Here is a 21,209-nt window from a genome sequence, read left to right as displayed (position 1 = left end):
CTTCATACTACGCACAACGAAACATATATACCGCCACTACTGCGGCTACCGGCCTTTACAGGCTTACAGCCATTGCGCTTTTTCAGCAAAAAACGCCCGCGCATTCGCCTCCAAACTCTCCAGGTGATACCCCCCCTCCTGCACTATCACACACGGCAAGCGCAGCGCCCGAACCCGCTCTCCCAACGCCGCAAACCCGTCGGTGGTCACCGCCACCTTGCTCTGCGGGTCCAGCTGGTAGATATCGAACCCCAACGACAACACCAGCACCTCGGCACCAAAGTCCTTCACCGCACTCAGCGCAATCTCAAGCTGATTCATGAAATCCGCCTCACTGGCCCCATGCGCCATCGGCAGGTTGAGGTTGTACCCCTCCCCCACACCCTCGCCGCGCTCGTCCGCGAACCCGGCCACCCCCGGGTAGAAGTTGGTCGGGTCACCGTGCACCGACACATACAGCACATCACTACGGTCGTAGAAAATCTCTTGAATCCCCTGCCCATGGTGCATGTCGGTATCGAGGATCGCCACGCGGCGATAACGGCCGCGCAAGGCCTGGGCCGCGACGGCGGCGTTATTCAGGTAGCAGAAGCCGCCGGCCGCATCGAAACGCGCATGGTGCCCCGGTGGGCGGCACAGCGCATAGGCCGCAGGCTCACCCCCGAGAATGGCCTTGGCGGCGGCCACTGCGCTTTGCGCCGACCAGTAGGCCGAGCGCCAGGTGTTCTCACCCACGGGGCAACTGCCGTCGGCCAGGTAGCGGCCAGCCTGGGCGAGAATGCCGCGCAGGGCATTGGGCTCGCGCACGAAAATGTTCGACATGACCTCGTCGCCCCACTCCTCGGGCACTTCCTTCCAGCGTGCATGGGCCTCTTCGAGGAACGTCAGATAGGCCTCACCGTGTACCGCCTTGAGCGGGCCCAGGCCGGCATCTTCGGGCTGACGAATGTCGAAGCCGAGGTCATTGGCCGCCTGCAACAGGCGCTGGGCACGTTCGGGGACTTCCTGCGGGGTACGCATGGCGCCGCGCGAGTAGTAGCTGCGCGGGTGGTGCAGCAGCTGTTCGGGGTGAAAGTAGCAACGCATCAGGCTTCTCCTTGTTCGACCCGGCCGGCACGGGCCAGCACGGCGTTGAGCAGTACATCGGCGCCCTGGCGGGCATCGTCGGGCAGCACGTCTTCAGCCTCGTTGTGGCTCAGGCCACCGACGCAGGGGATGAACACCATGGCCGTCGGGCAGTAACGGGCGAGCAGAATAGCGTCGTGGCCAGCGCCACTGACAATCGCCTGCTGGGCATAGCCCAGGCCGTCCACGGCCTGTTGCACGGCGGCCACACAAGCGGCGTCGAAGGGCGTCGCCGGGCTCACCCAATGGCGCTCGATGCGTACCTGCAGGCCACGCTGCGCGGCGATAGCCTGCAGTTTCAGGGCAAGGTCATGCTCCATCGCCTCAATGGCCTGGTCACGGTGGTGGCGCAGGTCGACGGTGAAGCGCAGTACACCTGGGATGGTGTTGCGCGAAGACTTGGCAATCGACAGCTCGCCCACCGTGGTCAGGCCTTCGGGGGCGAAATCGGCGGCCAGTTGCTCCACCGCCTGGATCATTCGTGCCGCACCATACAAAGCGTCCTTGCGCAGCGGCATCGGCGTGGTGCCGGCGTGGGCGGCCATGCCTTCGACCGTCACGTCGAGCCAGCGAATCGCCTGGCCACCACTGACCACACCAATGCATTTGGCGTTGTCTTCAAGGATCGGGCCTTGCTCGATATGCGCTTCAAAATAAGCATCGACCTTACCGCCCAAGGGGCGCTGGCCGGCATACCCCGTGCGTTGCAGCTCATCGGCGACGCTGATGCCCGCAGCATCGCGAATAGCCAGCGCCTGCTGCAGGTCAAGGGTACCGGTGAACACTGCCGAGCCGAACATGGCCGGCGTGAAGCGTGCGCCTTCCTCGTTGGTCCACACGGCAATCTCCAGCGGCTTGCGAGTGCGGATGCCGAGGTCGTTGAGCCGGCGCACCACCTCAAGGCCCGCCAGCACACCGTACACACCATCGAAACGGCCGCCTTCGGGCTGGGTGTCGAGGTGGCTGCCCATCATCACCGGTGCAGCCTGCGCATCGGTGCCTGCGCGGCGGGCGAACAGGTTGCCGATGGCATCCACCGACAGGGTCAGGCCGGCCTCGCGGCACCAGTGGCTGAACAGTTCTCGGCCGGCCTTGTCTTCATCGCTCAGGGCCAGGCGGCAGCTGCCGCCACGGGCCGTGGCACCGACTTCGGCCATGGCCATCAGGCTCGCCCACAGGCGTTCGCCATTGCTTTTCAACATGTACAGGTACTCCAGATCGAATCGGGTGGATCAGGCCATTTCCAGCTGCTGACTACGGGTGTACTGGCGCGCCAAGGCCAGCACGCAGAGCAGCGAAACGGAGGCGATCAAGGTGTAGAACACCGCCATCGGCCACCACTGGCCGCTGAAGGTGTGGGCCAGCCAGGTGCCGATCAGCGGCGTCAGGCCCCCGGCAATTGCACCGCAGATCTGGTAGGCCAGGGAGATCGCGGTGTAGCGCACGCGGGTTTCGAACATGCCGCTGACGTAACCGGCGATCACCGCATAGAACGACGCCATGCAGGCCGCCGCCAGGGCGATGCCAAGCACGATCAACGGGCCCTGGCCCGAGCTGACCAGCACGAACATCGGATACGGCGAGGCCATCGCCAGCAGTGCGACCAGGGCCAGGAAGCGGGTAGCGCCGACTTTCTCGGACAACCAGGCGGCCAGCGGTTGCAGGCAAAACTGGATGACCGCCACGAAGAACAGGCATTCAAGGATCAGCGAGCGATCCAGGTGCAACTGTTGGGTGGTGTAGCTGATCATGAAGGTGTTGGTGAAGTAGACCCCGGCAATGCCCAGGGTATTGGCACCGATGCACAGCAGCAGCGGGCGCCAGGCGGTGCGCAGCACTTCGAACACCGGCGCCTGCTCCTTGCGGTGGGCCTTTTCGGCCTGCTCGCGGCTGGCGATGAATTCCGGCGATTCGTTGACCCCGAGGCGGATGGCCAGGCCCACCAGCAGCAACAGTGCGCTGGCCAGGAACGGCACACGCCAGCCCCAGCTCATCAGCTGGTCTTCCGGCAGCCGGGTTACGGCGCCGAAGGCCAGCAGCGAGAGGATCAGGCCCGCCGGGCTACCCAACTGGGCAAACGAGGCAAAGAAGTTGCGTCGACCCTTGGGCGCGTGCTCGCCCGCCATCAGCACCGCCCCGCCCCACTCCCCGCCCACGGCGATGCCCTGGACGATACGCAGCACAATCAGCAGCACCGGCGCGGTGGCGCCGATCTGCGCGTAGGTCGGCAGCAGGCCGATGCACACGGTGACGATGCCCATCATCAGCAAGGTGATGACCAGCGACTTCTTGCGCCCGATGCGGTCGCCCACATGGCCGAAGATGACGCCGCCCAGCGGGCGGGCAAAGAAACCGACGGCAAAGGTGCCAAAGGCGGCCATGGTGCTGAACAGGCTGTTGTCGGAGGGGAAGAACAACGCACCGAACACCAGTGCAGCGGCGGTGGCGTAGATGTAGAAGTCGTACCACTCGATCATGGTGCCGATGAACGCGGCGGCGGCGGCACGGCGCGGCTGGGGCGAAGCGGTGGGCTTCATGCTGGGCTCCTTTGCTTGTTTTTTTGGCAGGAGTTATCGGGAATCACGGGGCGCTCTGGTGGCGCCTGGTCGGTGCATGGCTGCGATTTATCGTCCCAGGGCTATGATTAGTCAATTTTCTATTTATTATTCGCACTATTAGCCACGCTTATCATTCGAGCCCGACCATGTCTGACCGCCTGCTCAACGACCGCCTCGACTGGAACCTGCTGCGCACCTTCCGGGTCATCGGCCAGGAGCTGTCCATCAGCCGCGCCGCCGCCCGCCTGCACCTTACCCAGCCGGCGGTGAGTCAGGCGCTCAAACGCCTGGAGGAGCAGCTTGGCCGGCAACTCATCGCCCGCCGCGGGCCGCGCTTCGTGCTGACCGAAATGGGCGAGCAGTTGTTCTTGCTGGCTGGCGAGGTGTACGGGCAGATGTCGCAGATCGGCGGGCTGCTGGAGCAACCGGCTGACGAACTGGTGGGCAAAGTGCGCCTGCTGATCATCAGCCGCATCGTCAGCGAACGCTTTGACGACTTTCTCGCCGACTTCCACCGCCAGCACCCCCGGGTAGAGCTGGAAATCGACGTGATGCGCAGCTCCGACATTGTCGCCGCCTTGCAGGAGAAGACCGCCACCGCAGGCCTGAGCCTCAACCGAAGGCCTCAACCGCGGCTGGAGCAGCGGCTGTTTCTGCGCCAGCGCTATGCGTTTTTCTGCGGCAAGCACCATGCCTTGTTCGGCCAGCTTGAAGGCGACCTGCAGCGTGAGAACTTCGTCAGTTTTACCAGCGACCAGATTGGCGGGATGCTCTCGCCGCTGACCATCTTCCGTGACCAGCAAGGGTTTTCCGGACACATCGTGGCGTCCTCGCCCAGCCTTGAAGAGGTGCGCCGCCTGGTGATTGCTGGGTTCGGCATCGGCTGCCTGCCAGAACATGTGGTGGCGCCGGATGTGGCCGCCGGGCTGTTATGGAAGCTGCCGCCGCAGGAGGGGATCGCGGATGTGGATATACACCTGCTGTGGAACAGGGAGCAGCGGCTGAGTCGGGCGGAAGAGGTGTTTATCCAGGCGTTGCAACAGTGTTTGGAGAAAGGGCATCTGTAGATTTGGGTTGGTTGATCATCCGCGCACTATGAAGCTGTGCTTGCGACGAACCTTCCTCTACCGCTTTTTGGCTGATTCATAGACTTCGCTGCGCTCGCGCTTGCCAACCGAAACTACCACTACCACGACGCGTTCATCTTCGATTCGGTAGATGAGGCGATACCCAGAAGCCTTGAGCTTGATTTTGAAGTGATTCGGCAGCTCCCGCAGTGCATCGGCCTGCACCCTGGGAACCTGCAAGCGCTCTCGAAGCTTTTTCTTGGCCTGTTCACGCACTGTATGGCCGAGTTTGCCCCATTCCTTCAACGCCGAAGGGAGAAACTCAAGCTCATAGGTCATCCAAAGACACCGATACGCCTTTTTCACCCAGTCGAGACTTTGCCAGTTCGCTTAGCTCGATATCTTCGAGCCGCTCCATCATGGCTTCATAAAGCTCAGCCGGCACCATGTACCCCATCACCCGATTGTGATTGAGCACGGCGATGGGCATCCCTGCGGCACCGGACATGACCGCAGTTGGGTTCTTTTTCAGTTCCGACACGCTTACCGCTACATCGGCGAAAATATTCTGCATATTTATCGACCTCAATTAAGACCTATATTTTGGTCAATGCCTCGGGCAATGACAAGCCATGGCCTGCTAAAAGTTTGGATCCCATCCACGGGGCAAGGTATGCTCTGCGAGATAGCCAAATGCCACCACCCAGGAGCGCCAAGCGCCTGGCATTCATGGACGAGCCTCCTTTGCCCAGCCACCCTACCCGCCACACCATCGCCCGCCAGTGGCAGTTGCTCAAGCTACTGCCAGGGCGCCACCCCGGCATGAGTTCCACGCAGTTGCAGGCTGCTCTGTCATCCGTGGGCCACAGCACCAGCAAGCGCACCGTCGAGCGCGACCTGGTCGAGCTGTCGGCGCTGTTCCCACTGCATTGCAACAGCAAAGGCATGCCCTACGGCTGGTACTGGCAACCTGGCTTGAGCCTGGGCGAGGCGCGGCACCTGCAACCGGATGCCCTCAGCCCGGTACGCCAGGTCGTGCTACGTGCCTGGGTCGACGATGCACTTGCCCGTCGTCTTGAACACCAGCCGCTGTCCACAGACATGCAACTCACCCCGCAGCAGGACGGCGGCGCCTCGCTGCAAGCGACCGTCGACGACGGCCGGGCGTTGATGGGCTGGTTGCTTTCACAGGCAGGGTCGATACGCGTGCAGGCCCCGCAAGCGCTGCGCGAGGCCTTGCTGGAACACATGCGCCAAAGCCTGGCGCTGCACGATGACTGTCAGTAATTGGGCATGTATGTCAGGACGGCAACACCGGCACGCGGCGGCGTGACAGGCAGGCGTAGGCCAACGCCAGCACGCCGAACCCCAACACCCCCAACAGCACCATCAGCTCACGGCTGTAGCGCGCCACCAGTGCGGGAAAACCGCTGAACTCGCGGTACACCTGCACATCGGCCACGCCGTCGGCGTGACGGATGCTGACGCCGCCCTGGCGGATCTGCGAGTAGTCCGCATCGAAGTACACCCACACCTTACAGGCGCCACCCGGCTCAATGGCTGGTATTTCGACCACGGGCGTGGCGGCCTCGATGATGGTGTCGTTACCCGCGGCATCGCGCACTTGCACCAGGCCCTTGACCGGCAGGCGGATGGTTACCTGGCGCACCGGCGCATCACCCGTGTTGCGCAGGTCGATGAGCAGACCGGTGCGGTGGTCCACCAACCCCGCCTCGAACGGCTTGGCGAACAGCTGGGCATAAGGCGCCTGGGCCAGTTCGATCAACCGGTCGACCTGCTCATGGCTCAACTCGCCCTGGCCGATACTGTTGATGCGCCCTTGCAACTGCTCGTACTTCAGCAGCTCGCTGGCCTTGCTGATCCGCTCGCTGAACTGGCTCGGGTAGGTGAGGTAGGCATAGGTCAGGGAGGCTTCCAGGCGAGGGCGGCCTTTGATCACCACATAGGCCACCAGTATGACCATCAGGCCAATCAGCAGCGCTACGAGGCATTTCCCGACTTTGTCCCAGCTCAACACAAACTTCCTTCTGTCGTGGTACTGACGATTCAAGCGGCCCAAGGGTGCCAATTTCGTGGCGCCCAGGCAAGCATTCAACGCCCCAGCAGTGCGGGCAGTGACGCTACCAGCATAGGCCTGATCACGGTATTCGCTTTGTCCTTGACCGTGGTCATGCCGTGAACGAGGATCAGGCTTCCACAGACAAGGACGCAAACCATGTTACGGATACTGGGCAGAGCTTCTTCCATCAATGTGCGAAAAGTCCTTTGGGCCTGTGCCGAGTTCGATATCCCCTTCGAGCGGGAAGACTGGGGTTCGGGCTTCCAATCCACCAACACGCCCGAATTTCTGGCATTGAACCCCAACGCCATGATCCCGGTGATCCAGGACGGCGATTTCACCCTGTGGGAATCCAACACCATCATCCGCTACCTGGCAACGCGCCATGACCAGGGCGCCACCTACCCGACCGAGGCACAAGCGCGGGCGCGCATCGATCAATGGATCGACTGGCAGGCATCGGACCTCAACCGGTCGTGGAGCTACGCGTTCATGTCGCTGGTCAGGCACTCCCCTGCCCACCAGGACCCTCAAGCACTGGCCGCCGGTTGCGCGGAATGGGGCCGCTACATGCAGATTCTGGAGCGCCAGCTCGCCGCCACCGGCGCTTATGTGGCCGGTAGCCGGTTCACGCTGGCCGACATCCCTATCGGCCTGTCGGTCAACCGCTGGTTCGAGACCCCGTTCGAGCACCCTCACCTGCCGGCAGTCAGGGCCTACTACGAGCGGCTGAGCCAGCGCCGCGCGTTTTGCCTGCATGGCAGAAACGGCACGCCTTAAACACAGGCCTTTAACGCTGGGGCGGCCGGAGGCGCTGACTGAAGCCGCCCCCCTGCTCAGCGTGCCTCCAGCACCTTCGCCAACACGAAGGTCACCACCACTGCCAGCAACACGCCAACGGCGATCGACATGACCGCGCCCCACTGCAACAGCGTGTGTTGCAGGGTCAGGTAAAAGCCGACCACGCCCACGGCGCCAATGCCGTTGCCGCGTATGATCGCAGCCAGCTCCTGGCGCCCGCCCTGAACGTGGGCGAACACCGCCAGCGGCCAGGCGATGACCGGGACCGGCGCCAGCATCCCGCTGACCACAGGGCCGAGCAAGGTCGCGCTGGCCGTGATCACCAGCAGCAGCAAGGTGGCGGTCATCATGCGCATCGGGATGACCCAACGAGGCGTCGGCACGTAACGTGCGGCACTAACTTCTGCCGGCTTGGCGGTGGCCACGACGATGGCGATGACCAGTAGCAGCGTGGCAATGACCGACAACGCCACCCCGCCCAGATGGCTGGTTGCCAACGCCGCCAACACAAAGAACGCCAGCGCCGCGATGCAGCCGACCAAGGCGCCTACACGCCGGGTCACCCCGTAGTAGAACAAGCAGGTTGCCTGCACGGCAGCCACCCCGGCCAATGCCCCTGGTACGGCCAATGAGGCGAACGCCTCGCCTTGTTCAAGGCTGAGAAACAGCATGACCAGCGCCGAGGTAACGGGTAGCCCTGAAAGCAGCCCGCCAATTTGCGTGCCCCAGCGTTTGCCAGCCAGCGAAATGGCCAGCATCAGGGTGGGGGTCATGAAGAGTTTGAGGTAGAAGACAGTCATGCAGAGGTTCAGGTCTGAGGCGGGGGATAGCGCATGCTAGCTGAAGCGCGCTCCGGGGCACAGTGACGATGGCCGTTGCGGGCAAGAGCCATCCGCCTATCCAGGTTCAGACCATGGTTTGGAACGCCTGAGCTGCGCCCCAAATGTTGGACACCCGCCCATCATTTGGGGCGCAGCTCAGGCCGAGTTACACCAAGGCGGCCTTCGACGCTGTCACGCCCCGCGCGCGCCAGGCAAACACCAGCACCATCAGCAACCCCAACCCCGCCATCAACGCACCCGCCAGGGAAATCGCCGGGTACCCCAGCCCCGCATTGATCACCGCCCCACCCAGCGCGGCGCCTATCGCGTTGCCAAGGTTGAACGCGCCGATATTCACCGCAGACGCCAGGTTAGGCGCGTCCTTGGCCGCTTCCATCACGCGCATCTGCAGCGGCGGCACCAAGGCAAAACTGGCCGCACCCCACACCAGCACCGCCAGTGCCGTGGGCAGCGACCAGGGCATCAGCAGCGGAAACACCAGCAGCACAGCGATCAACACCGCCAGCGAGACGATCAGCGTACGATCGACCGAGCGGTCCGCCGCCTTGCCGCCCCACACGTTGCCCAAGGTCAGGCCGATACCGAACAACACCAGCATGACCGTGATGAACGTGGTGGAGGCCTGGGCCTCGCTGTGCAGAATGGGCGCAATGTAGGTGAACACGGTAAACATCGCGCTGGAGCCGACCACGGTCAGCGCCAATGCCGCCAGTACCGGCCCACGGCCGAGCACGCGGATTTCGGCCATTACCCCGTCACTTTTGGGCAGCGGCACATTGGGCAGCGCGTACCACAGCGCCGACATGGCCACCAAGCCCAGGCCCGCGATCCCCCAGAACGAAGTGCGCCACCCCAGCAACTCACCGAACCAGGTCGCCAACGGCACACCGCCAATGGTCGCCAGCGTCAACCCCATGAACATCGCGGCCACGGCGCCTGCGCGTTTTTCCGGCGGCACCACACTGGCTGCCACGATCGAGCCGATGCCAAAGAACGCACCATGGTTGAGCGAGGTCACCACGCGGGCCACGAGCAGGCTGGCGTAATCGCTCGCCAGCGCCGACATCAGGTTACCCAGGGTGAAAATGGCCATCAGCCCGATAAGCAGGTAACGCCGCGGCACCTTGCCGGTGGCCAGGGTCATCAACGGGGCACCGATCAGCACGCCCACCGCGTAAGCGCTGACCAGCAGCCCGGCGGCAGGTATCGAGACCCCGAGGTCTGTGGCAATACTGGGCAACATGCCCATGGGGGCGAACTCGGTGACACCGATGCCAAAGGCACCGATGGCGAGTGCGACGAGGGGTGGATTGATGCGCATAACGGGCTCCTTATCTGTGCCGCAAATGCTACGATCCACTCCGTTAATGCACTAGACTGCATTTTTGCCAATCACCTTTGCGCATGAGGCACAAATGGACTTCAACGGCAGGTCCGGCGAGATGGAGATTTTTGCCAAGGTCGCGCACGCGGGCAGCTTGTCTGCGGCGGCGCGGGCGCTGGGGCTGACGCCATCGGCGGTCAGCCGGATCATCGCGCGCACCGAACAGCGCCTGGGCACCCGCCTGCTGTTGCGCACCACACGGGCCATTTCGCTTACCCCGGAGGGCGAAGCCTACTTGCGTGGCGCCCGGCGCATCCTCGCCGACATGGATGAAGTCGAGGATGCCATCACCGACCAGGGCGTACCGCGCGGGCGCCTGCGGGTCAGCGCCGCGCTGGGGCATGCCCGGCTCACGGTGGTGCCCTTGCTGGCGCAGTTCAGCGCCCTGTACCCGCAGATATTGGTCGACCTGACGCTAGGCGACGAACTGGTCGACATTGCCGGCGGCCAGGCCGATGTCGCGCTGCGTTTCGGCCACCTGCCGGACAGTTCCCTGAGTGCCCGTTACATTGGCGACACCGGCCAGGTGATCGTCGCCTCGCCCGACTATCTGCAACGCTGCGGCACCCCGAACGAACCTGAAGACCTGGCCCGCCACAACTGTTTGCGCTTCAACTTCCGACGTGCCGAGCCCGACTGGCCGTTTCGCCGTGATGGGCAGGCGTTTGCCCTTAAAGTCAGCGGCAACCTGGAGTGCAGCAGCGGCGAGGCGCTGGCGCAATTGGCCAGGCTGGGGGCCGGCATCGCACGCATCGGTACCTTCACGGTGGCCGATGACCTCACCAGCGGGCAATTGGTGCCGCTGCTGGAGGCCTACAACCCCGGCGACCGTGAGCCGATTCATGCGGTGTTCGTCGGCGGTCCGGCGATGCCGGCACGGGTTCGGGTGTTCGTGGACTTTCTGGTCGAGCATCATCAGGGTTGGCCGCAGCGCCACGCACAGCCAACATCGCAACCCTGAGCGCAATTAAAACGCATAACTCGCCCTCGCCCCTGCGCACTTAGCAACCACAGCCGAATGCCTTGCGATACTATTGGATCCAATCGCGCGCCACGCAGGGCCTGGGGAGATCGGCATGCAAGCTTTGGGAATGGACTATCGGCACGGTGAGGTGGTTGCCAGCCACTGCCACGCCGAGGATCAGCTGATCTATGCCGCCAACGGTGTGATGCGGGTGTGCAGCGATGGCGGTAACTGGGTGATCCCCCGTGGGCAGGCACTGTGGATACCTGCTGGGGTCGGCCACGAAATCCGCATGCAAGGTGAAGTGTCGATGCGCACCTTGCTGCTGGGTTCGCACGTCACGCGCTGCCATGTCATCGCGGTGTCCGGTTTGCTGCGCGAGCTGATCCTGGCCGGGTCACGGATGTTGCAGCGCGACGAGCCGCTGGGCGAGCACGCCCGGGCGCTGATCCAGCGTGAGCTGGAAACAGCAGAGCGCATCGATGCCTACGTGCCGGTGCCGCAGCATGCACGGCTGCGCGCCTGGTGCGAGGGCTTTCTCGAAGACCCGGCCCAGGACCTGACGCTGGAGCAGTGCGGCGCGCAACTGAACATGAGCGCGCGCACCCTGGCGCGGCTGTTCCAGCGTGAGGTGGGCATGTCGTATGGCGAGTGGCGAGCACGCACGCGCATGGTCCTCAGCCAGCAGTGCCTGGCCGATGGCAAGCCGATCCTGAACGTGGCACTGGACCACGGTTACCAGAGCGCCAGCGCCTTTGCCGCGATGTTCAAGCGCATTCTTGGCTACAACCCCAGCGACTGGCAGGTCAACGTGCTGGGCACGGGCGCCGCGCCAACGCCCTGAGCGTCAAGGCTGAGGTTGTCCCAGTTGCGCGCAGGGTTGTCCCGCTTGCGGCAGCGGGGCTACCCCAGCCCTCGTTAATCTGGCCTCACGATCCCTCATACGGCTTGCGTGATGCCAATACGACCCCTTTCCAGCCCCGCCAGGCGGGCTGCCGCCATCGGCGTGTTCAGCGTGCTGTCGGCGTGCACCGGGCAACCCACAGGCGCCCTCCCCCCCAACCCCTTCCAAACGCCGCCCGGGCTGCACCTGCCTGCCGGGGTCAGCGACCAGGCGCTGCCCGCGCGCTGGTGGGCGTTGTATCACGACCCGCAGCTCAACGCCTGGGTGCAGCAGGCCCTGGAGCACAACCAGGACCTGGCGCAGGCCGAAGCCAATGTGCAGGCCATGCTGGCCGGCATTGGCGAGTTCGATGCCAAGCGCTGGCCCTCCACTTCCCTCGGGTTCGCCGCCAGCTATGGCAAGAGCGCCGATGACCAGACCCTGGCGGAGGCCACCGACAGCCATGCGCCATCGCAATGGGCGTTCAACCCGGCCATCGAGCTGGCCTACCAGGTAGACGTCTGGGGCCAGGTGCGCGCGGCCATCGAACGGGCACGGGTACAGGCCGAGGCCAGCCGCGAGGCCTTGGAGCTGGTGCACCTGCAGGTGGTCAGCCAGACCACCCGCGCCTACATCGACCAATGCGTCTATGGCGCCCGCATCGCGGCAGCCAGCCAGTCCCTGGACACGTTGCAGCGCAGTGTGCAGCTCAGCGAGCGCCAGCGTCAGGCTGGCGTCGCCACCGAACTCGATGCTGTGCGCCTGCTGGGTTTACGCGAACAGGTACAGGCGCAACTGCCGATGCTGGAGGCACGCCGGCGCATGGCCCTGTACGAACTGAGCATGCTCAGTGGCCAGGAACCGGTGGCGCTGATCGACAATAGCGCCCCCTGCCAGACCATCCCGACCCTCGCCGCGCCGCTGCCAGCTGGCGACGCCTGGCGCCTGCTCGAACGCCGGCCAGATGTGCGCAAGGCCGAACGCGAGCTGCAGGCTGCCGCTTTGGAAGTCGACATCGTCAAGGCTGACCTGTATCCGAAGGTCAGTTTCGGCGCCTCGTTGACCTCGTCGGATCACCACCTGGCCAACCTGGGCGACAGCCGTGCGCTGATGTTTGCCATCGGCCCGTTGATCCGCTGGGAGTTCCCCAATATCAAGGCCAACCGCGCACGGGTGAGCAAGGCCCAGGCCTTGCAACAGGCGCAAATCGCCCATTACCGCGGGGTGGCGTTGGCGGCACTCAAGGATGTGCGCCAGGCCCTGGCCCGCTTCGACGGTGAACGGCAACGGACCCAGGCCCTGGCAGCAGCCCTGGAGCAGGGCCAACGCGGCTTTGCCCTGGCGCAAAGCAGCTACCGCGCCGGCACCCTCGACGCACTGGCGCTGCTGGACAGCGAGCGCGACCTGATCGCAGTCAGGGCCAGCCATGTCGAGGCCCAAGGCCGCCTGGCACGTGCCCAGATCAACCTGTTCCGCGCCCTGGGCGGGCGCTGGCAATCATCACCGGCACCGGCCCCAAGCCGGGTGCGTCGCTCCACTCCCGCTACTGGAAGCCAATCATGAATGTTGCCGTTACAAAGAACGCGCTGGCGGATGACCAGCCCCAGGCGGCTGTCACTGCCCACAGGCCCCGTCGCCGGCTGGCACTGTACGCCGGTGGTGGCCTGACGCTGCTGGCAGCGCTGGCCTTCGGCGGGTACTGGTTCACTACCGGGCGCTACCTCGAGACCACCGATGATGCCTATGTACGCGCCGACTGGGTGGCCCTGAGCGCACGCGTGGCCGGCTATGTGGCCAAGGTTGAAGTGGAGGACGACCAGCCCGTCAAGGCAGGCGATGTGCTGGTGCGCCTGCACAACCGCGACTACCGTGCACGCCTCGACCTGGCCACTGCCGGGGTGGCCGAAGCACAGGCCGCGCTGGCGGCGGCGCAGGCCAGCCAGCAAGTGGCTGGCGAGCGTATCAACCAGCAACAGCAGGCCATCTTCCAGGCCGAATCGGCCGTGCACAGTGCCAGCGCCGAGCGCCAGCGCAGCGAGCTGGACATGCAGCGCTACCGTGGCCTGGTGCGTGACAACGCAGCCACCGTGCAGCGCCTGGAAGCGGCCAATGCCAGTGCTGTGCAAGCAGGTGCCGCGCTGCAGGGCGCGCAGGCACGCTTACGAGAACAGCGTTCGCAACTGACGATGGCCAAGGCCCTGGCGCTGGCGGCCGATGCCGACATCAAGCAACGCACGGCGGCCTTGAACCGTGCCCAGGCCCGCCAGGCGCTGGCCGAACAGGATGAACAGGACACCGTCATCCGCGCGCCCATCGATGGCGTGGTCGGCCAGCGCCGCGTTCGCGCCGGGCAGTATGTGGTGCCAGGCCAGCCGCTGCTGGCGGTGGTGCCGTTACAGCAGACCTACGTGGTCGCCAACTACAAGGAAACCCAGCTGGCACACATGCGCCCAGGGCAACCGGTGCAGGTGCGTATCGACAGCTTCGCCAGCCAGCCTGTGCAAGGCCGCGTGGCGAGCTTCTCGCCGGCGTCCGGCAATGTTTTTGCGCTGCTGCCTTCGGACAACGCCACCGGCAACTTCACCAAGATCGTCCAGCGTTTTCCGGTGCGCATCGTGCTCGACCAACCCGTAGACGGCGTGCAGATACTGCCCGGCATGTCGGTGGTGACCACGGTCGACACGCGCCCCGTGGAGCCGGCCGATGAGCACTGAGCAAAGGGTACCGTTGCGGGCCTGGGTGGCGGTGTTCGGCGGCTTGCTTGGGTGCTTCATGGCCGGCATGAACGTGCACGTCACCAGTGCGGCGCTACCTGAAATCCGCGGTTCGCTGGGTGCCAGCTTCGAAGAGGGCTCGTGGATCTCCACCGCGTACCTGGTGGCGGAAATCGTCATGATTCCGCTGACGGCCTGGCTGGTCGAGGTGTTTTCCATGCGCCGGGTGATGTGGACGGGGTCGTTCATCTTCCTGCTGGCATCGATCGCCTGCTCGTGGGCGCCCAACCTGGAGGCAATGATCACCCTCAGGGTGATCCAGGGCGCAGCCGGCGCAGTGCTCATCCCCCTCTCCTTTCAGTTGATCATCACCGAACTGCCCGCCAGCAAGATGGCCATGGGCATGGCGCTGTTCAGCCTGGCCAACAGCGTGGCCCAGGCGGCGGGGCCTTCCATTGGCGGCTGGTTGACCGATGTCTATTCGTGGCGCTGGATTTTCTACCTGCAGCTGTTTCCCGGCGTCGCACTGCTGCTGGCCATCGCCTGGTCGATCGACGCCAAACCCATGCAACTGGCCCTGTTGCGTCGGGGCGACTGGGTGGGTATAGCGGCCATGGTCCTGGGTTTGGGCGGCTTGCAGATCGTGCTGGAGGAAGGCGGCCGGCTGGACTGGTTCGGCTCGACGTTCATCGTCGGCATGTCGATCATCGCAGGCTTGGCGTTGGCGGTCTTCGTGTTCACCCAGTTGTACGGCCAGCGCGCATTCATCAACTTGCGCTTGCTGGGGCGCTACAACTTCGGGGTTGCCAGCATCGCCATGTTCATCTTTGGCGCCGCCACCTTTGGCCTGGTGTTCCTGGTGCCCAACTACCTCTCCCAGCTGCAGGGCTACAGCGCCCGGGATGTGGGGGTCGCGTTGATCGCCTATGGCGTGGTGCAACTGCTGCTGGCGCCGTTGATGCCAAAACTGATGGCCTGGACCAGCGCCAAGTTCATGGTGGCCAGTGGTTTTCTGATCATGGCAGCAGGCTGCTGGCTGGGCGCGAGCCTGAACATCGATAGCGCCGATAACGTCATCATCCCGTCCACTGTGGTGCGCGGCATTGGCCAGCCGTTCATCATGGTCGCGCTGTCGGTACTGGCGGTGGCAGGGTTGGAAAAACGTGAAGCGGGCTCGGCCTCGGCGGTGTTTTCGATGCTGCGCAACCTGGGTGGCGCCATCGGCACCGCCACGCTGACGCAGATCGTGGCAACTCGCGAGCGCTATCACAGTGAGCGCATTCACGAACATGTCACGGTGTTCGCACCCAGTGTGCAGGAGCGCATCAGCCAGACCGTGCAGAGCTGGCTGCCGGCCCAGCAACAGGCGCTGGAAGGGTTGGCCGCGACCATCAGGCGCGAGGCCTACCTGATGGCCTACAGCGATGCGTTCTACCTGGCGTGCCTGGCATTGATCGGCTGCGCAGTGGCGGCACTGTTACTGCGCACCCGGCAACCGGCATGAGCATGTTTGTAACCCGCTGCGCCGGTGTAAAAACGGCCCGCGAACGCGGGCCGGCTTTGGGTTAATCGGCGAAGTGGATCACCATGCGGCCTTTGATCTTGCCTTCCTGCATCTCTTCGAAGATGTCATTGATGTCTTCGATCGGGCGCAACGTCACCTTCGGCACCACCTTGCCTTGTGCGGCAAATTCGAAGGCTTCTTGCAGGTCTTGGCGGGTGCCGACCAGCGAACCCACCACCTCGATACCGTCGAGCACCAGGCGTGGAATGTCCAGGCTCATGGCTTCGGGGGGCAGCCCGACCGCGACCAGCCGCCCGCCAGCACGCAGCGCATCGACCGCCGAGTTGAAGGCGCTTTTCGCCACGGCCGTGACCACCGCCGCATGGGCGCCGCCGGTCTTGGCCTGGATGACTTTGGCTGCGTCCTCATCACGCGGGTTGACCACCAGGTCGGCGCCCATTTCGCGGGCGAAGGCCAATTGCTCATCATTGACGTCGATGGCGATGACCCGGGCATTGAAGACGTTCTTGGCGTACTGCAGGGCAAGGTTGCCCAGGCCACCGAGGCCGTAGATGGCAAGCCATTGCCCAGGGCGGATATTCGACGACTTCACCGCCTTGTAGGTGGTCACACCGGCGCAGGTGATGCTGCTGGCGGCCGCCGAGTCCAGCCCGTCCGGCACTTTTACCGCATAGTCCGCCACCACGATGCACGCCTCGGCCATGCCGCCATCGACCGTGTAACCGGAGTTCTTCACCGCGCGGCACAGCGTCTCGTTGCCGCTGTTGCAGTATTCACAGTGCCCGCAGCCCTGGAAGAACCAAGCAACGCTGGCCCGGTCACCTGGCTTGAGCGAGGTCACGCCCGGCCCCACTTCCACGACCACGCCAATCCCTTCGTGGCCCAGGATCACACCCGTCTTGTCGCCGAAATCGCCATTCTTGACATGCAGGTCGGTATGGCAAACGCCACAACACTGCATCTTCAGCAACGCTTCCCCGTGCGCCAGCGGCCGCAGTGTTTTTTCCACCACGTCCACGCGACGCCCTTTGGCAACAACAGCAGCTTTCATAAATACCTCCGTGTCTGGCTGAGTGAGCTTGAGAGAGTGCCCGGGTCAGCATAGTGGCGGATTGATGAAGAGGCGTTGCTGCAGGTCAGGTTTTGAACAGTGGGCCGTAATAAGGGTTGGACGTTAGCCAAAGGTACTGATGAACGGCCCGGCAGACTGCCGAATTGCCCTCACCACATCGGGGACTTGTTCGCACAGTTCAGCAGAGCGAGCCAGTACTTGCTCCAACGCCTGCAACTGTTCGCAAATGATTTCCTTTGGCCGAGCCACATCACAGGTGACAGCAAAGTCCATCAAGCCCTGCCTTGAAGCAAACAACGACTTGTTACCGCCTAGGTCCAGGGCCAACACATCCTCAGGGATGTAGGCTGTGGTATTGACGATGTCGTACGCCGGTGCCAGCCGCGCATCACGCTGGGAAGGATCGGAGTACAGCAAGCCGAAATTTTTCAGGTGGGCATCGCCATTTCCAACGATACAGGTCAGGCTCACCATGGCAAACAGTTGAGCTAATGAACCTTGCACGTGGTCCTGCGGGCAGAACAGACGAATGGCCTTGGCGATAGCCGCATAGCTCTTGCTGTACTTCTGCTGCGCCGAAAGCCCCATCAATGCGGCCATGTCCTCAAAGCCGATCGGATTGAGCTGCCCGTCCCGATCAAAGCGCCGCATGACGAAAAGCTTGGCGTTATTGGACAGGTAGAATTCCGGCACTGGGATCCCTACTTCCTTGGCCACGGACATGCAGAGAAACTCGTTGATTGCCAGCCCCGGGAACTCGTCCCGCCCGCTTTTTATGATCAGGTCAGACGTTTTCGAGGTGAAACATTGCGGCGCACCGCTCTGATCCTCAGGCACCAAAACTTTGGGCTGCACGCCCGATATTCCAGCGCGCAAGATGTATCGGTCAACAAGACCGGCAAAAATATCTTCTGCACCATCCCAGGCCAGGATTTCGTCCAGTCGCTCGCCGGGGAACTGCTGGCGACGCAACAATGCATCGACCTCAGATGAACTCACTGCCACCCGCCCAATTGGCGAGCTGCTACCAGAGAGCGCCAATAGCAGCATCGGATCGACATTCACCACCTTGGCCAGACGGTTACGCAATTGCTCCAGCACATAGCCTTCAGGCAAATTCATCTGGAATATCGGGTGCAGTTCCCGGTGTCGGTATTCATCCAGGCGTAATGGCATCAGTAGACTGATCGCTGCATGAGCCGAAGCATCCTCACGGTAGCGAAACAGATAGTCGTCAGCGGAGCTGAAAACTGTCCCGCTTTCCCCTCCCGGTGTCGCTACCCGTAGCATGGCCGTCATCAGTCGAATACTCCCTGAATTTCATCCAACGTGGGCATGGCTGCGGGCACTAGCCCGAACTCGCAGTCCAAAGCGCCCACCACTCGAGCATAGGCGGCCATACCTACAGATAGATCGCCTCGCTCTATCGCGATAACTTTCTGACGGGTAACACCGGCCAATGCCGCCAGCTTGGCTTGAGTGAACCCACGACTCAACCGGCGCTGCCGAACTTGTTGACCCAGGCGTGCAATGATAAAAGAGGGATCCATGTTCTGTATACGTAACAAATTTAAGTTAATGTAACGTATACCTAACCTAGGTAAATATCAAATCACCCCCGCAGGTTCAGCCCCAAGGCAAACACCGCCGCAGCCAGTGCAACCAGCGACACGGCATTGCGGCCCAGGTAGGCAACCCAACCCGGTGCGGCCAGTTGCGCCAGCTGGGCCTGGCATTGGCGCTGGTTGTCCAGCAGCGTGGCCAGCTGCGCCTCCATGCGGTCCACGCGTTGAGCCTGGGTGCTGGTGGCCAGGGCGAGCTTCTTCAATGCCGTGGTCACGGTGGTCGACAGGCTTTCCCGGGCCAGGTTGCTGGCGGTCAGGTTTTTCTTCAGCTCTTCAAGTTGCCCTTCCTGGGCAGCGAGCTTGTGCTGATGGTGCTCCAGGTTCTTCCTGATCACGGCCTCTTTCTGCACCCGGGCCAGGGTACTGGTCACCAGCTTCTGGTGTTGCGCATCGATCTTGGCATCCAGGGCCGTCAGTTCGGTCTCCTGCTTGCCTTGGGCCCAGGCCAGCCGCTCCACCTCCTGGGTGCAATAGGCGTAGCCATCGGCCATCGCCAGCAGGTCGTCGATCTGCTGCTTGAATTCGCACAGCACCACCAGGGCCCCTTCCTGGTTGCCCTCCAGCGTCACCGCGTCGGCCTGCAGGCGTTCGATTTCACGCACCAGAGCTTCATTGAAGCCGCGCAGTACCTTGTTGTTGGCCGTGTGCAACTGGGTCAACAACTGCACCACGCTCTGGGTCACGGCCAGGCTCTCACCCACCTGCCTGACCATGTCGGCCAGGTCTTTGTCGTTTTTGCCCGTCAGGCCGCCCCAGAACGAATCCCAGGTGCCTTGCTGCTTGAACGCCTCGAGCTGCTCACGCGCCCCCTTGTTGTTGACGATGGCCTCGTGCAGCTTGCGCAGCCCGTGCTCGAAGTCCTTGAGCTGGTCGTGCTCCTCGCGGGGCGCCGGCAGCGACGCAGGTGCAGGGGCGGGTACGGGCAGCGACTCGGCCAGCCTGACTTGGCCAAAGAGCTTGGCGGCGAGGTCGGTTGTAGTGTTGAACACCTGTCAGGACTCCTGGGTAATACGGTTTTTGTTCGATTGCAGCAGTGCCGAGTAGTCGATCGCCCGCACTGCCCGATGCTGCGCCAGGCGCTCGCGGTGGGCGCCGGCCTCACGGGCCAGGGTGTCGACCGACTGAGCGTATTCCATCAGGCCCTCGGCCATCAGCCATTCGTTCTCTTGTACCTGGATCAGTTGCAACGCCGCCGCGCGCTTGGCCTCCAGCGCTTCGTGCCAGCCGCTCTTGAAGTCCACCAGGAAGGCCACGATGGGTGGCACGACCTTTTGCAGGTGGTAACTGCACAGCCCGAAACCGATGGCCGCGATCACGCAGGAAATGTACGGCGCAGCCACGCCAACCAAGGGCAGCAACTGCGCCTCGATGACCGGCTCGATGCCGTCCCAGAAAATCAGCGTGCCACTGACCACCACGGTTTCGACGATCTTCTGAATGAGTTCTTCCCTTGGCATGGACTGGGCCCCCTTGTAGAGCTGCCAGGCGCCATGGGCGAGGTCGAACAGGTTGCGGCTCAGGTTGTAGACCTGGCGGACCGCCTTGGACAGGGCGTTGACGATGAACTCGACCACGCCGTTGAGCAGCTTCAGGGGCGCGGCGACGATACGCTCGACCACGGCCCAGATCTTTTGCAGAAAGCGCTCGACTCGGGCCTTGAGGCGCGCAGTGCCGCCCATGAAAAGGTCGACGAGTTCATCCTTGATGGCGATGATCGCGGCAGCGGTCAGTTGCTCGAATACCTGCCACCCCGAGTTCTTCAGCGCCTCCTTGCCAGCGCCCATGGCCACCTCGCCGGCACTGCCCATCGCGTCCTTCAATTTCTTGGCTTCGATGTTGCTGCGGATGCCCTGCTCTTCCTTCAGCTCTTGCTTGCGGTTGACCGGCGGCTTTTCGTTCTTGATCAGGAACGCTTCCAGGGCGGCGGCGGTTTCGGCCGAGTCCATGACCACGAACTTCACGGTGCACCCGGCCTCAAGCTGGTCCGCCAGCTTGTAGGGCTTGCGGGTTTCGCTGTTGGCCCGGCCGCGGTATTCGTTCATGTGGCCGTCCTGCCAGCGCTGACGCATGTTGGTGCTGTCACCGATGTAGGCCAGCTGGCCGCTGGCGTCGTACACCACGTACACGCCGGGCTTGTCGGGCAAGTCGTTGAGGCTGGAGGCGTCGTTGGCGCTTACCGAGAGCGCGCCGTCGAATTGCAGCGTGGCCAGCGAACCGATACCGGCCGACAGGCTTTTGAAGAGGATTTCTTTCCAGGCGACACCCCGGTTGGCAACCTGCATGGCGCTTTGCGCCGAGGTGGCAACGAGGGTGTCCTTGCCGGCCTGTAGCGGGTCCGGTGACTTGGCGTTGGGCTGGGAATTCTTTTTGTTGCGAAAACCGGCCACGAGCTTGCGGTTGGTGTTCTCGATCGCACGGTCGACAATCAGGTTGGCGAGCGGCGACAGCGTCCTGTGTTGGTATGGCTGGTTCATCATCCCTATCCGGATAGCTCGATCATGGGCGGCAAGCTATCAAAATGACATCATCGGATCCACTGCCGGGATGCTTGAAATGTCGAAAACTGGCG

21 protein-coding genes are annotated in these 21,209 nt (G+C 63.4%); 8 read left to right on the top strand and 13 right to left on the bottom strand.

Translation table 11 applies throughout. The features are described 5' to 3' along the window. Positions 1–63: 63 nt before the first annotated feature. Genes NP534_RS10655 through NP534_RS10645 form a run of 3 tightly spaced genes read right to left on the bottom strand, consistent with a single transcriptional unit; the run spans position 64 to position 3,662 of the window. Positions 64–1,086, bottom strand: coding sequence for a histone deacetylase family protein (locus NP534_RS10655; protein ID WP_274098697.1), 1,023 nt, complete (start codon positions 1,084–1,086; stop codon positions 64–66). Continuing rightward, positions 1,086–2,327, bottom strand: coding sequence for a Zn-dependent hydrolase (locus tag NP534_RS10650; protein WP_274098696.1), 1,242 nt, complete (start codon positions 2,325–2,327; stop codon positions 1,086–1,088). Before NP534_RS10650 ends, NP534_RS10655 begins: the two co-directional genes overlap by 1 nt. Positions 2,328–2,357: 30 nt before the next feature. Further along, entirely contained in the window at positions 2,358–3,662 is a 1,305-nt protein-coding gene (locus tag NP534_RS10645; protein ID WP_274098695.1) for an MFS transporter, read from the bottom strand. Positions 3,663–3,829: 167 nt separating this feature from the next. Here NP534_RS10645 and NP534_RS10640 point away from each other — a divergent pair, with 167 nt between their 5' ends. Further along, positions 3,830–4,750: a LysR family transcriptional regulator gene (locus NP534_RS10640; protein WP_274098694.1), complete on the top strand. Its 921-nt coding sequence runs from the start codon at positions 3,830–3,832 to the stop codon at positions 4,748–4,750. Positions 4,751–4,807: 57 nt separating this feature from the next. Here NP534_RS10640 and NP534_RS10635 read toward each other — a convergent pair whose 3' ends face one another. Beyond that, the gene (locus tag NP534_RS10635; protein ID WP_274098693.1) at positions 4,808–5,089 is read right to left on the bottom strand and encodes a type II toxin-antitoxin system RelE family toxin; all 282 of its coding nucleotides are present in this window, start codon (positions 5,087–5,089) and stop codon (positions 4,808–4,810) included. After that, positions 5,079–5,324, bottom strand: coding sequence for a type II toxin-antitoxin system Phd/YefM family antitoxin (locus tag NP534_RS10630; protein ID WP_274098692.1), 246 nt, complete (start codon positions 5,322–5,324; stop codon positions 5,079–5,081). Before NP534_RS10630 ends, NP534_RS10635 begins: the two co-directional genes overlap by 11 nt. A gap of 170 nt (positions 5,325–5,494) precedes the next feature. Here NP534_RS10630 and NP534_RS10625 point away from each other — a divergent pair, with 170 nt between their 5' ends. Further along, on the top strand, positions 5,495–6,037 hold the full coding sequence (locus NP534_RS10625) for a WYL domain-containing protein (protein WP_274098700.1): 543 nt from the start codon (positions 5,495–5,497) through the stop codon (positions 6,035–6,037). Between the two features lie 13 nt (positions 6,038–6,050). Here NP534_RS10625 and NP534_RS10620 read toward each other — a convergent pair whose 3' ends face one another. After that, on the bottom strand, positions 6,051–6,785 hold the full coding sequence (locus NP534_RS10620; RefSeq protein ID WP_274098691.1) for a hypothetical protein: 735 nt from the start codon (positions 6,783–6,785) through the stop codon (positions 6,051–6,053). 201 nt (positions 6,786–6,986) lie between these two features. Here NP534_RS10620 and NP534_RS10615 point away from each other — a divergent pair, with 201 nt between their 5' ends. Beyond that, positions 6,987–7,610, top strand: coding sequence for a glutathione S-transferase family protein (locus NP534_RS10615; protein WP_274098690.1), 624 nt, complete (start codon positions 6,987–6,989; stop codon positions 7,608–7,610). Positions 7,611–7,666: 56 nt separating this feature from the next. Here NP534_RS10615 and NP534_RS10610 read toward each other — a convergent pair whose 3' ends face one another. Both NP534_RS10610 and NP534_RS10605 read right to left on the bottom strand, forming a co-directional pair. After that, positions 7,667–8,431 carry a hypothetical protein gene (locus tag NP534_RS10610; protein WP_274098689.1) on the bottom strand — a complete coding sequence of 255 codons (765 nt, stop codon included), beginning with the start codon at positions 8,429–8,431 and terminating at the stop codon, positions 7,667–7,669. A 187-nt stretch (positions 8,432–8,618) separates the two neighbouring features. Continuing rightward, positions 8,619–9,794, bottom strand: a complete 1,176-nt coding sequence (locus tag NP534_RS10605) for an MFS transporter (protein WP_274098688.1) — start codon at positions 9,792–9,794, stop codon at positions 8,619–8,621. Between the two features lie 94 nt (positions 9,795–9,888). Here NP534_RS10605 and NP534_RS10600 point away from each other — a divergent pair, with 94 nt between their 5' ends. The 5 genes from NP534_RS10600 to NP534_RS10580 all read left to right on the top strand — a co-directional run bounded on the left by NP534_RS10600 (position 9,889) and on the right by NP534_RS10580 (position 15,922). Beyond that, positions 9,889–10,818 carry a LysR family transcriptional regulator gene (locus NP534_RS10600; protein WP_274098687.1) on the top strand — a complete coding sequence of 310 codons (930 nt, stop codon included), beginning with the start codon at positions 9,889–9,891 and terminating at the stop codon, positions 10,816–10,818. A 115-nt stretch (positions 10,819–10,933) separates the two neighbouring features. Next, positions 10,934–11,665 carry an AraC family transcriptional regulator gene (locus NP534_RS10595; RefSeq protein ID WP_033697094.1) on the top strand — a complete coding sequence of 244 codons (732 nt, stop codon included), beginning with the start codon at positions 10,934–10,936 and terminating at the stop codon, positions 11,663–11,665. A 246-nt stretch (positions 11,666–11,911) separates the two neighbouring features. After that, complete coding sequence (locus NP534_RS10590) at positions 11,912–13,267, top strand: efflux transporter outer membrane subunit (RefSeq protein WP_274098699.1); 1,356 nt, start codon at positions 11,912–11,914, stop codon at positions 13,265–13,267. Then, a complete protein-coding gene (locus tag NP534_RS10585; RefSeq protein ID WP_274098686.1) occupies positions 13,264–14,418 on the top strand; it encodes an HlyD family secretion protein in 1,155 nt (384 codons plus the stop codon). Before NP534_RS10590 ends, NP534_RS10585 begins: the two co-directional genes overlap by 4 nt. Next, positions 14,408–15,922, top strand: coding sequence for a DHA2 family efflux MFS transporter permease subunit (locus NP534_RS10580; protein ID WP_274098685.1), 1,515 nt, complete (start codon positions 14,408–14,410; stop codon positions 15,920–15,922). The genes NP534_RS10585 and NP534_RS10580 overlap by 11 nt, the downstream gene beginning before the upstream one ends. A 61-nt stretch (positions 15,923–15,983) precedes the next feature. Here the strand turns inward: NP534_RS10580 and adhP are convergent, their stop codons facing one another. The 5 genes from adhP to NP534_RS10555 all read right to left on the bottom strand — a co-directional run bounded on the left by adhP (position 15,984) and on the right by NP534_RS10555 (position 21,114). Further along, positions 15,984–16,994, bottom strand: coding sequence for an alcohol dehydrogenase AdhP (gene adhP / locus NP534_RS10575; RefSeq protein ID WP_033697090.1), 1,011 nt, complete (start codon positions 16,992–16,994; stop codon positions 15,984–15,986). A 123-nt stretch (positions 16,995–17,117) separates the two neighbouring features. Beyond that, positions 17,118–18,314, bottom strand: coding sequence for a type II toxin-antitoxin system HipA family toxin (locus tag NP534_RS10570; protein WP_274098684.1), 1,197 nt, complete (start codon positions 18,312–18,314; stop codon positions 17,118–17,120). Then, complete coding sequence (locus tag NP534_RS10565) at positions 18,314–18,565, bottom strand: helix-turn-helix transcriptional regulator (RefSeq protein WP_274098683.1); 252 nt, start codon at positions 18,563–18,565, stop codon at positions 18,314–18,316. The genes NP534_RS10570 and NP534_RS10565 overlap by 1 nt, the downstream gene beginning before the upstream one ends. 62 nt (positions 18,566–18,627) lie before the next feature. Beyond that, positions 18,628–19,629 carry a hypothetical protein gene (locus NP534_RS26785; RefSeq protein WP_274098682.1) on the bottom strand — a complete coding sequence of 334 codons (1,002 nt, stop codon included), beginning with the start codon at positions 19,627–19,629 and terminating at the stop codon, positions 18,628–18,630. Between the two features lie 3 nt (positions 19,630–19,632). Then, the gene (locus NP534_RS10555) at positions 19,633–21,114 is read right to left on the bottom strand and encodes a GIY-YIG nuclease family protein (RefSeq protein ID WP_227697116.1); all 1,482 of its coding nucleotides are present in this window, start codon (positions 21,112–21,114) and stop codon (positions 19,633–19,635) included. Positions 21,115–21,209 lie beyond the last annotated feature (95 nt).

Origin of the sequence: Pseudomonas sp. 39004 (genome assembly GCF_028682155.1) — a bacterium.
Classification (GTDB): Bacteria; Pseudomonadota; Gammaproteobacteria; order Pseudomonadales; family Pseudomonadaceae; genus Aquipseudomonas; species Aquipseudomonas capeferrum.
Note: the sequence above shows the minus strand (reverse complement) of the source record. Positions and strands in the feature narration are given on the sequence as shown.

Excerpts from the sequence above, each read along its gene's own strand:
- NP534_RS10555 (WP_227697116.1), bottom strand. The coding sequence starts at position 21,114 with ATGAACCAGCCATACCAACACAGGACGCTGTCGCCGCTCGCCAACCTG.
- adhP (WP_033697090.1), bottom strand. The coding sequence starts at position 16,994 with ATGAAAGCTGCTGTTGTTGCCAAAGGGCGTCGCGTGGACGTGGTGGAA.
- NP534_RS10565 (WP_274098683.1), bottom strand. The coding sequence starts at position 18,565 with ATGGATCCCTCTTTTATCATTGCACGCCTGGGTCAACAAGTTCGGCAG.
- NP534_RS10585 (WP_274098686.1), top strand. The coding sequence starts at position 13,264 with ATGAATGTTGCCGTTACAAAGAACGCGCTGGCGGATGACCAGCCCCAG.
- NP534_RS10570 (WP_274098684.1), bottom strand. The coding sequence starts at position 18,314 with ATGACGGCCATGCTACGGGTAGCGACACCGGGAGGGGAAAGCGGGACA.
- NP534_RS10580 (WP_274098685.1), top strand. The coding sequence starts at position 14,408 with ATGAGCACTGAGCAAAGGGTACCGTTGCGGGCCTGGGTGGCGGTGTTC.
- NP534_RS10650 (WP_274098696.1), bottom strand. The coding sequence starts at position 2,327 with ATGTTGAAAAGCAATGGCGAACGCCTGTGGGCGAGCCTGATGGCCATG.
- NP534_RS10615 (WP_274098690.1), top strand. The coding sequence starts at position 6,987 with ATGTTACGGATACTGGGCAGAGCTTCTTCCATCAATGTGCGAAAAGTC.
- NP534_RS10655 (WP_274098697.1), bottom strand. The coding sequence starts at position 1,086 with ATGCGTTGCTACTTTCACCCCGAACAGCTGCTGCACCACCCGCGCAGC.
- NP534_RS10600 (WP_274098687.1), top strand. The coding sequence starts at position 9,889 with ATGGACTTCAACGGCAGGTCCGGCGAGATGGAGATTTTTGCCAAGGTC.
- NP534_RS10640 (WP_274098694.1), top strand. The coding sequence starts at position 3,830 with ATGTCTGACCGCCTGCTCAACGACCGCCTCGACTGGAACCTGCTGCGC.
- NP534_RS10605 (WP_274098688.1), bottom strand. The coding sequence starts at position 9,794 with ATGCGCATCAATCCACCCCTCGTCGCACTCGCCATCGGTGCCTTTGGC.
- NP534_RS10610 (WP_274098689.1), bottom strand. The coding sequence starts at position 8,431 with ATGACTGTCTTCTACCTCAAACTCTTCATGACCCCCACCCTGATGCTG.
- NP534_RS10630 (WP_274098692.1), bottom strand. The coding sequence starts at position 5,324 with ATGCAGAATATTTTCGCCGATGTAGCGGTAAGCGTGTCGGAACTGAAA.
- NP534_RS10595 (WP_033697094.1), top strand. The coding sequence starts at position 10,934 with ATGCAAGCTTTGGGAATGGACTATCGGCACGGTGAGGTGGTTGCCAGC.
- NP534_RS10645 (WP_274098695.1), bottom strand. The coding sequence starts at position 3,662 with ATGAAGCCCACCGCTTCGCCCCAGCCGCGCCGTGCCGCCGCCGCCGCG.
- NP534_RS10635 (WP_274098693.1), bottom strand. The coding sequence starts at position 5,089 with ATGACCTATGAGCTTGAGTTTCTCCCTTCGGCGTTGAAGGAATGGGGC.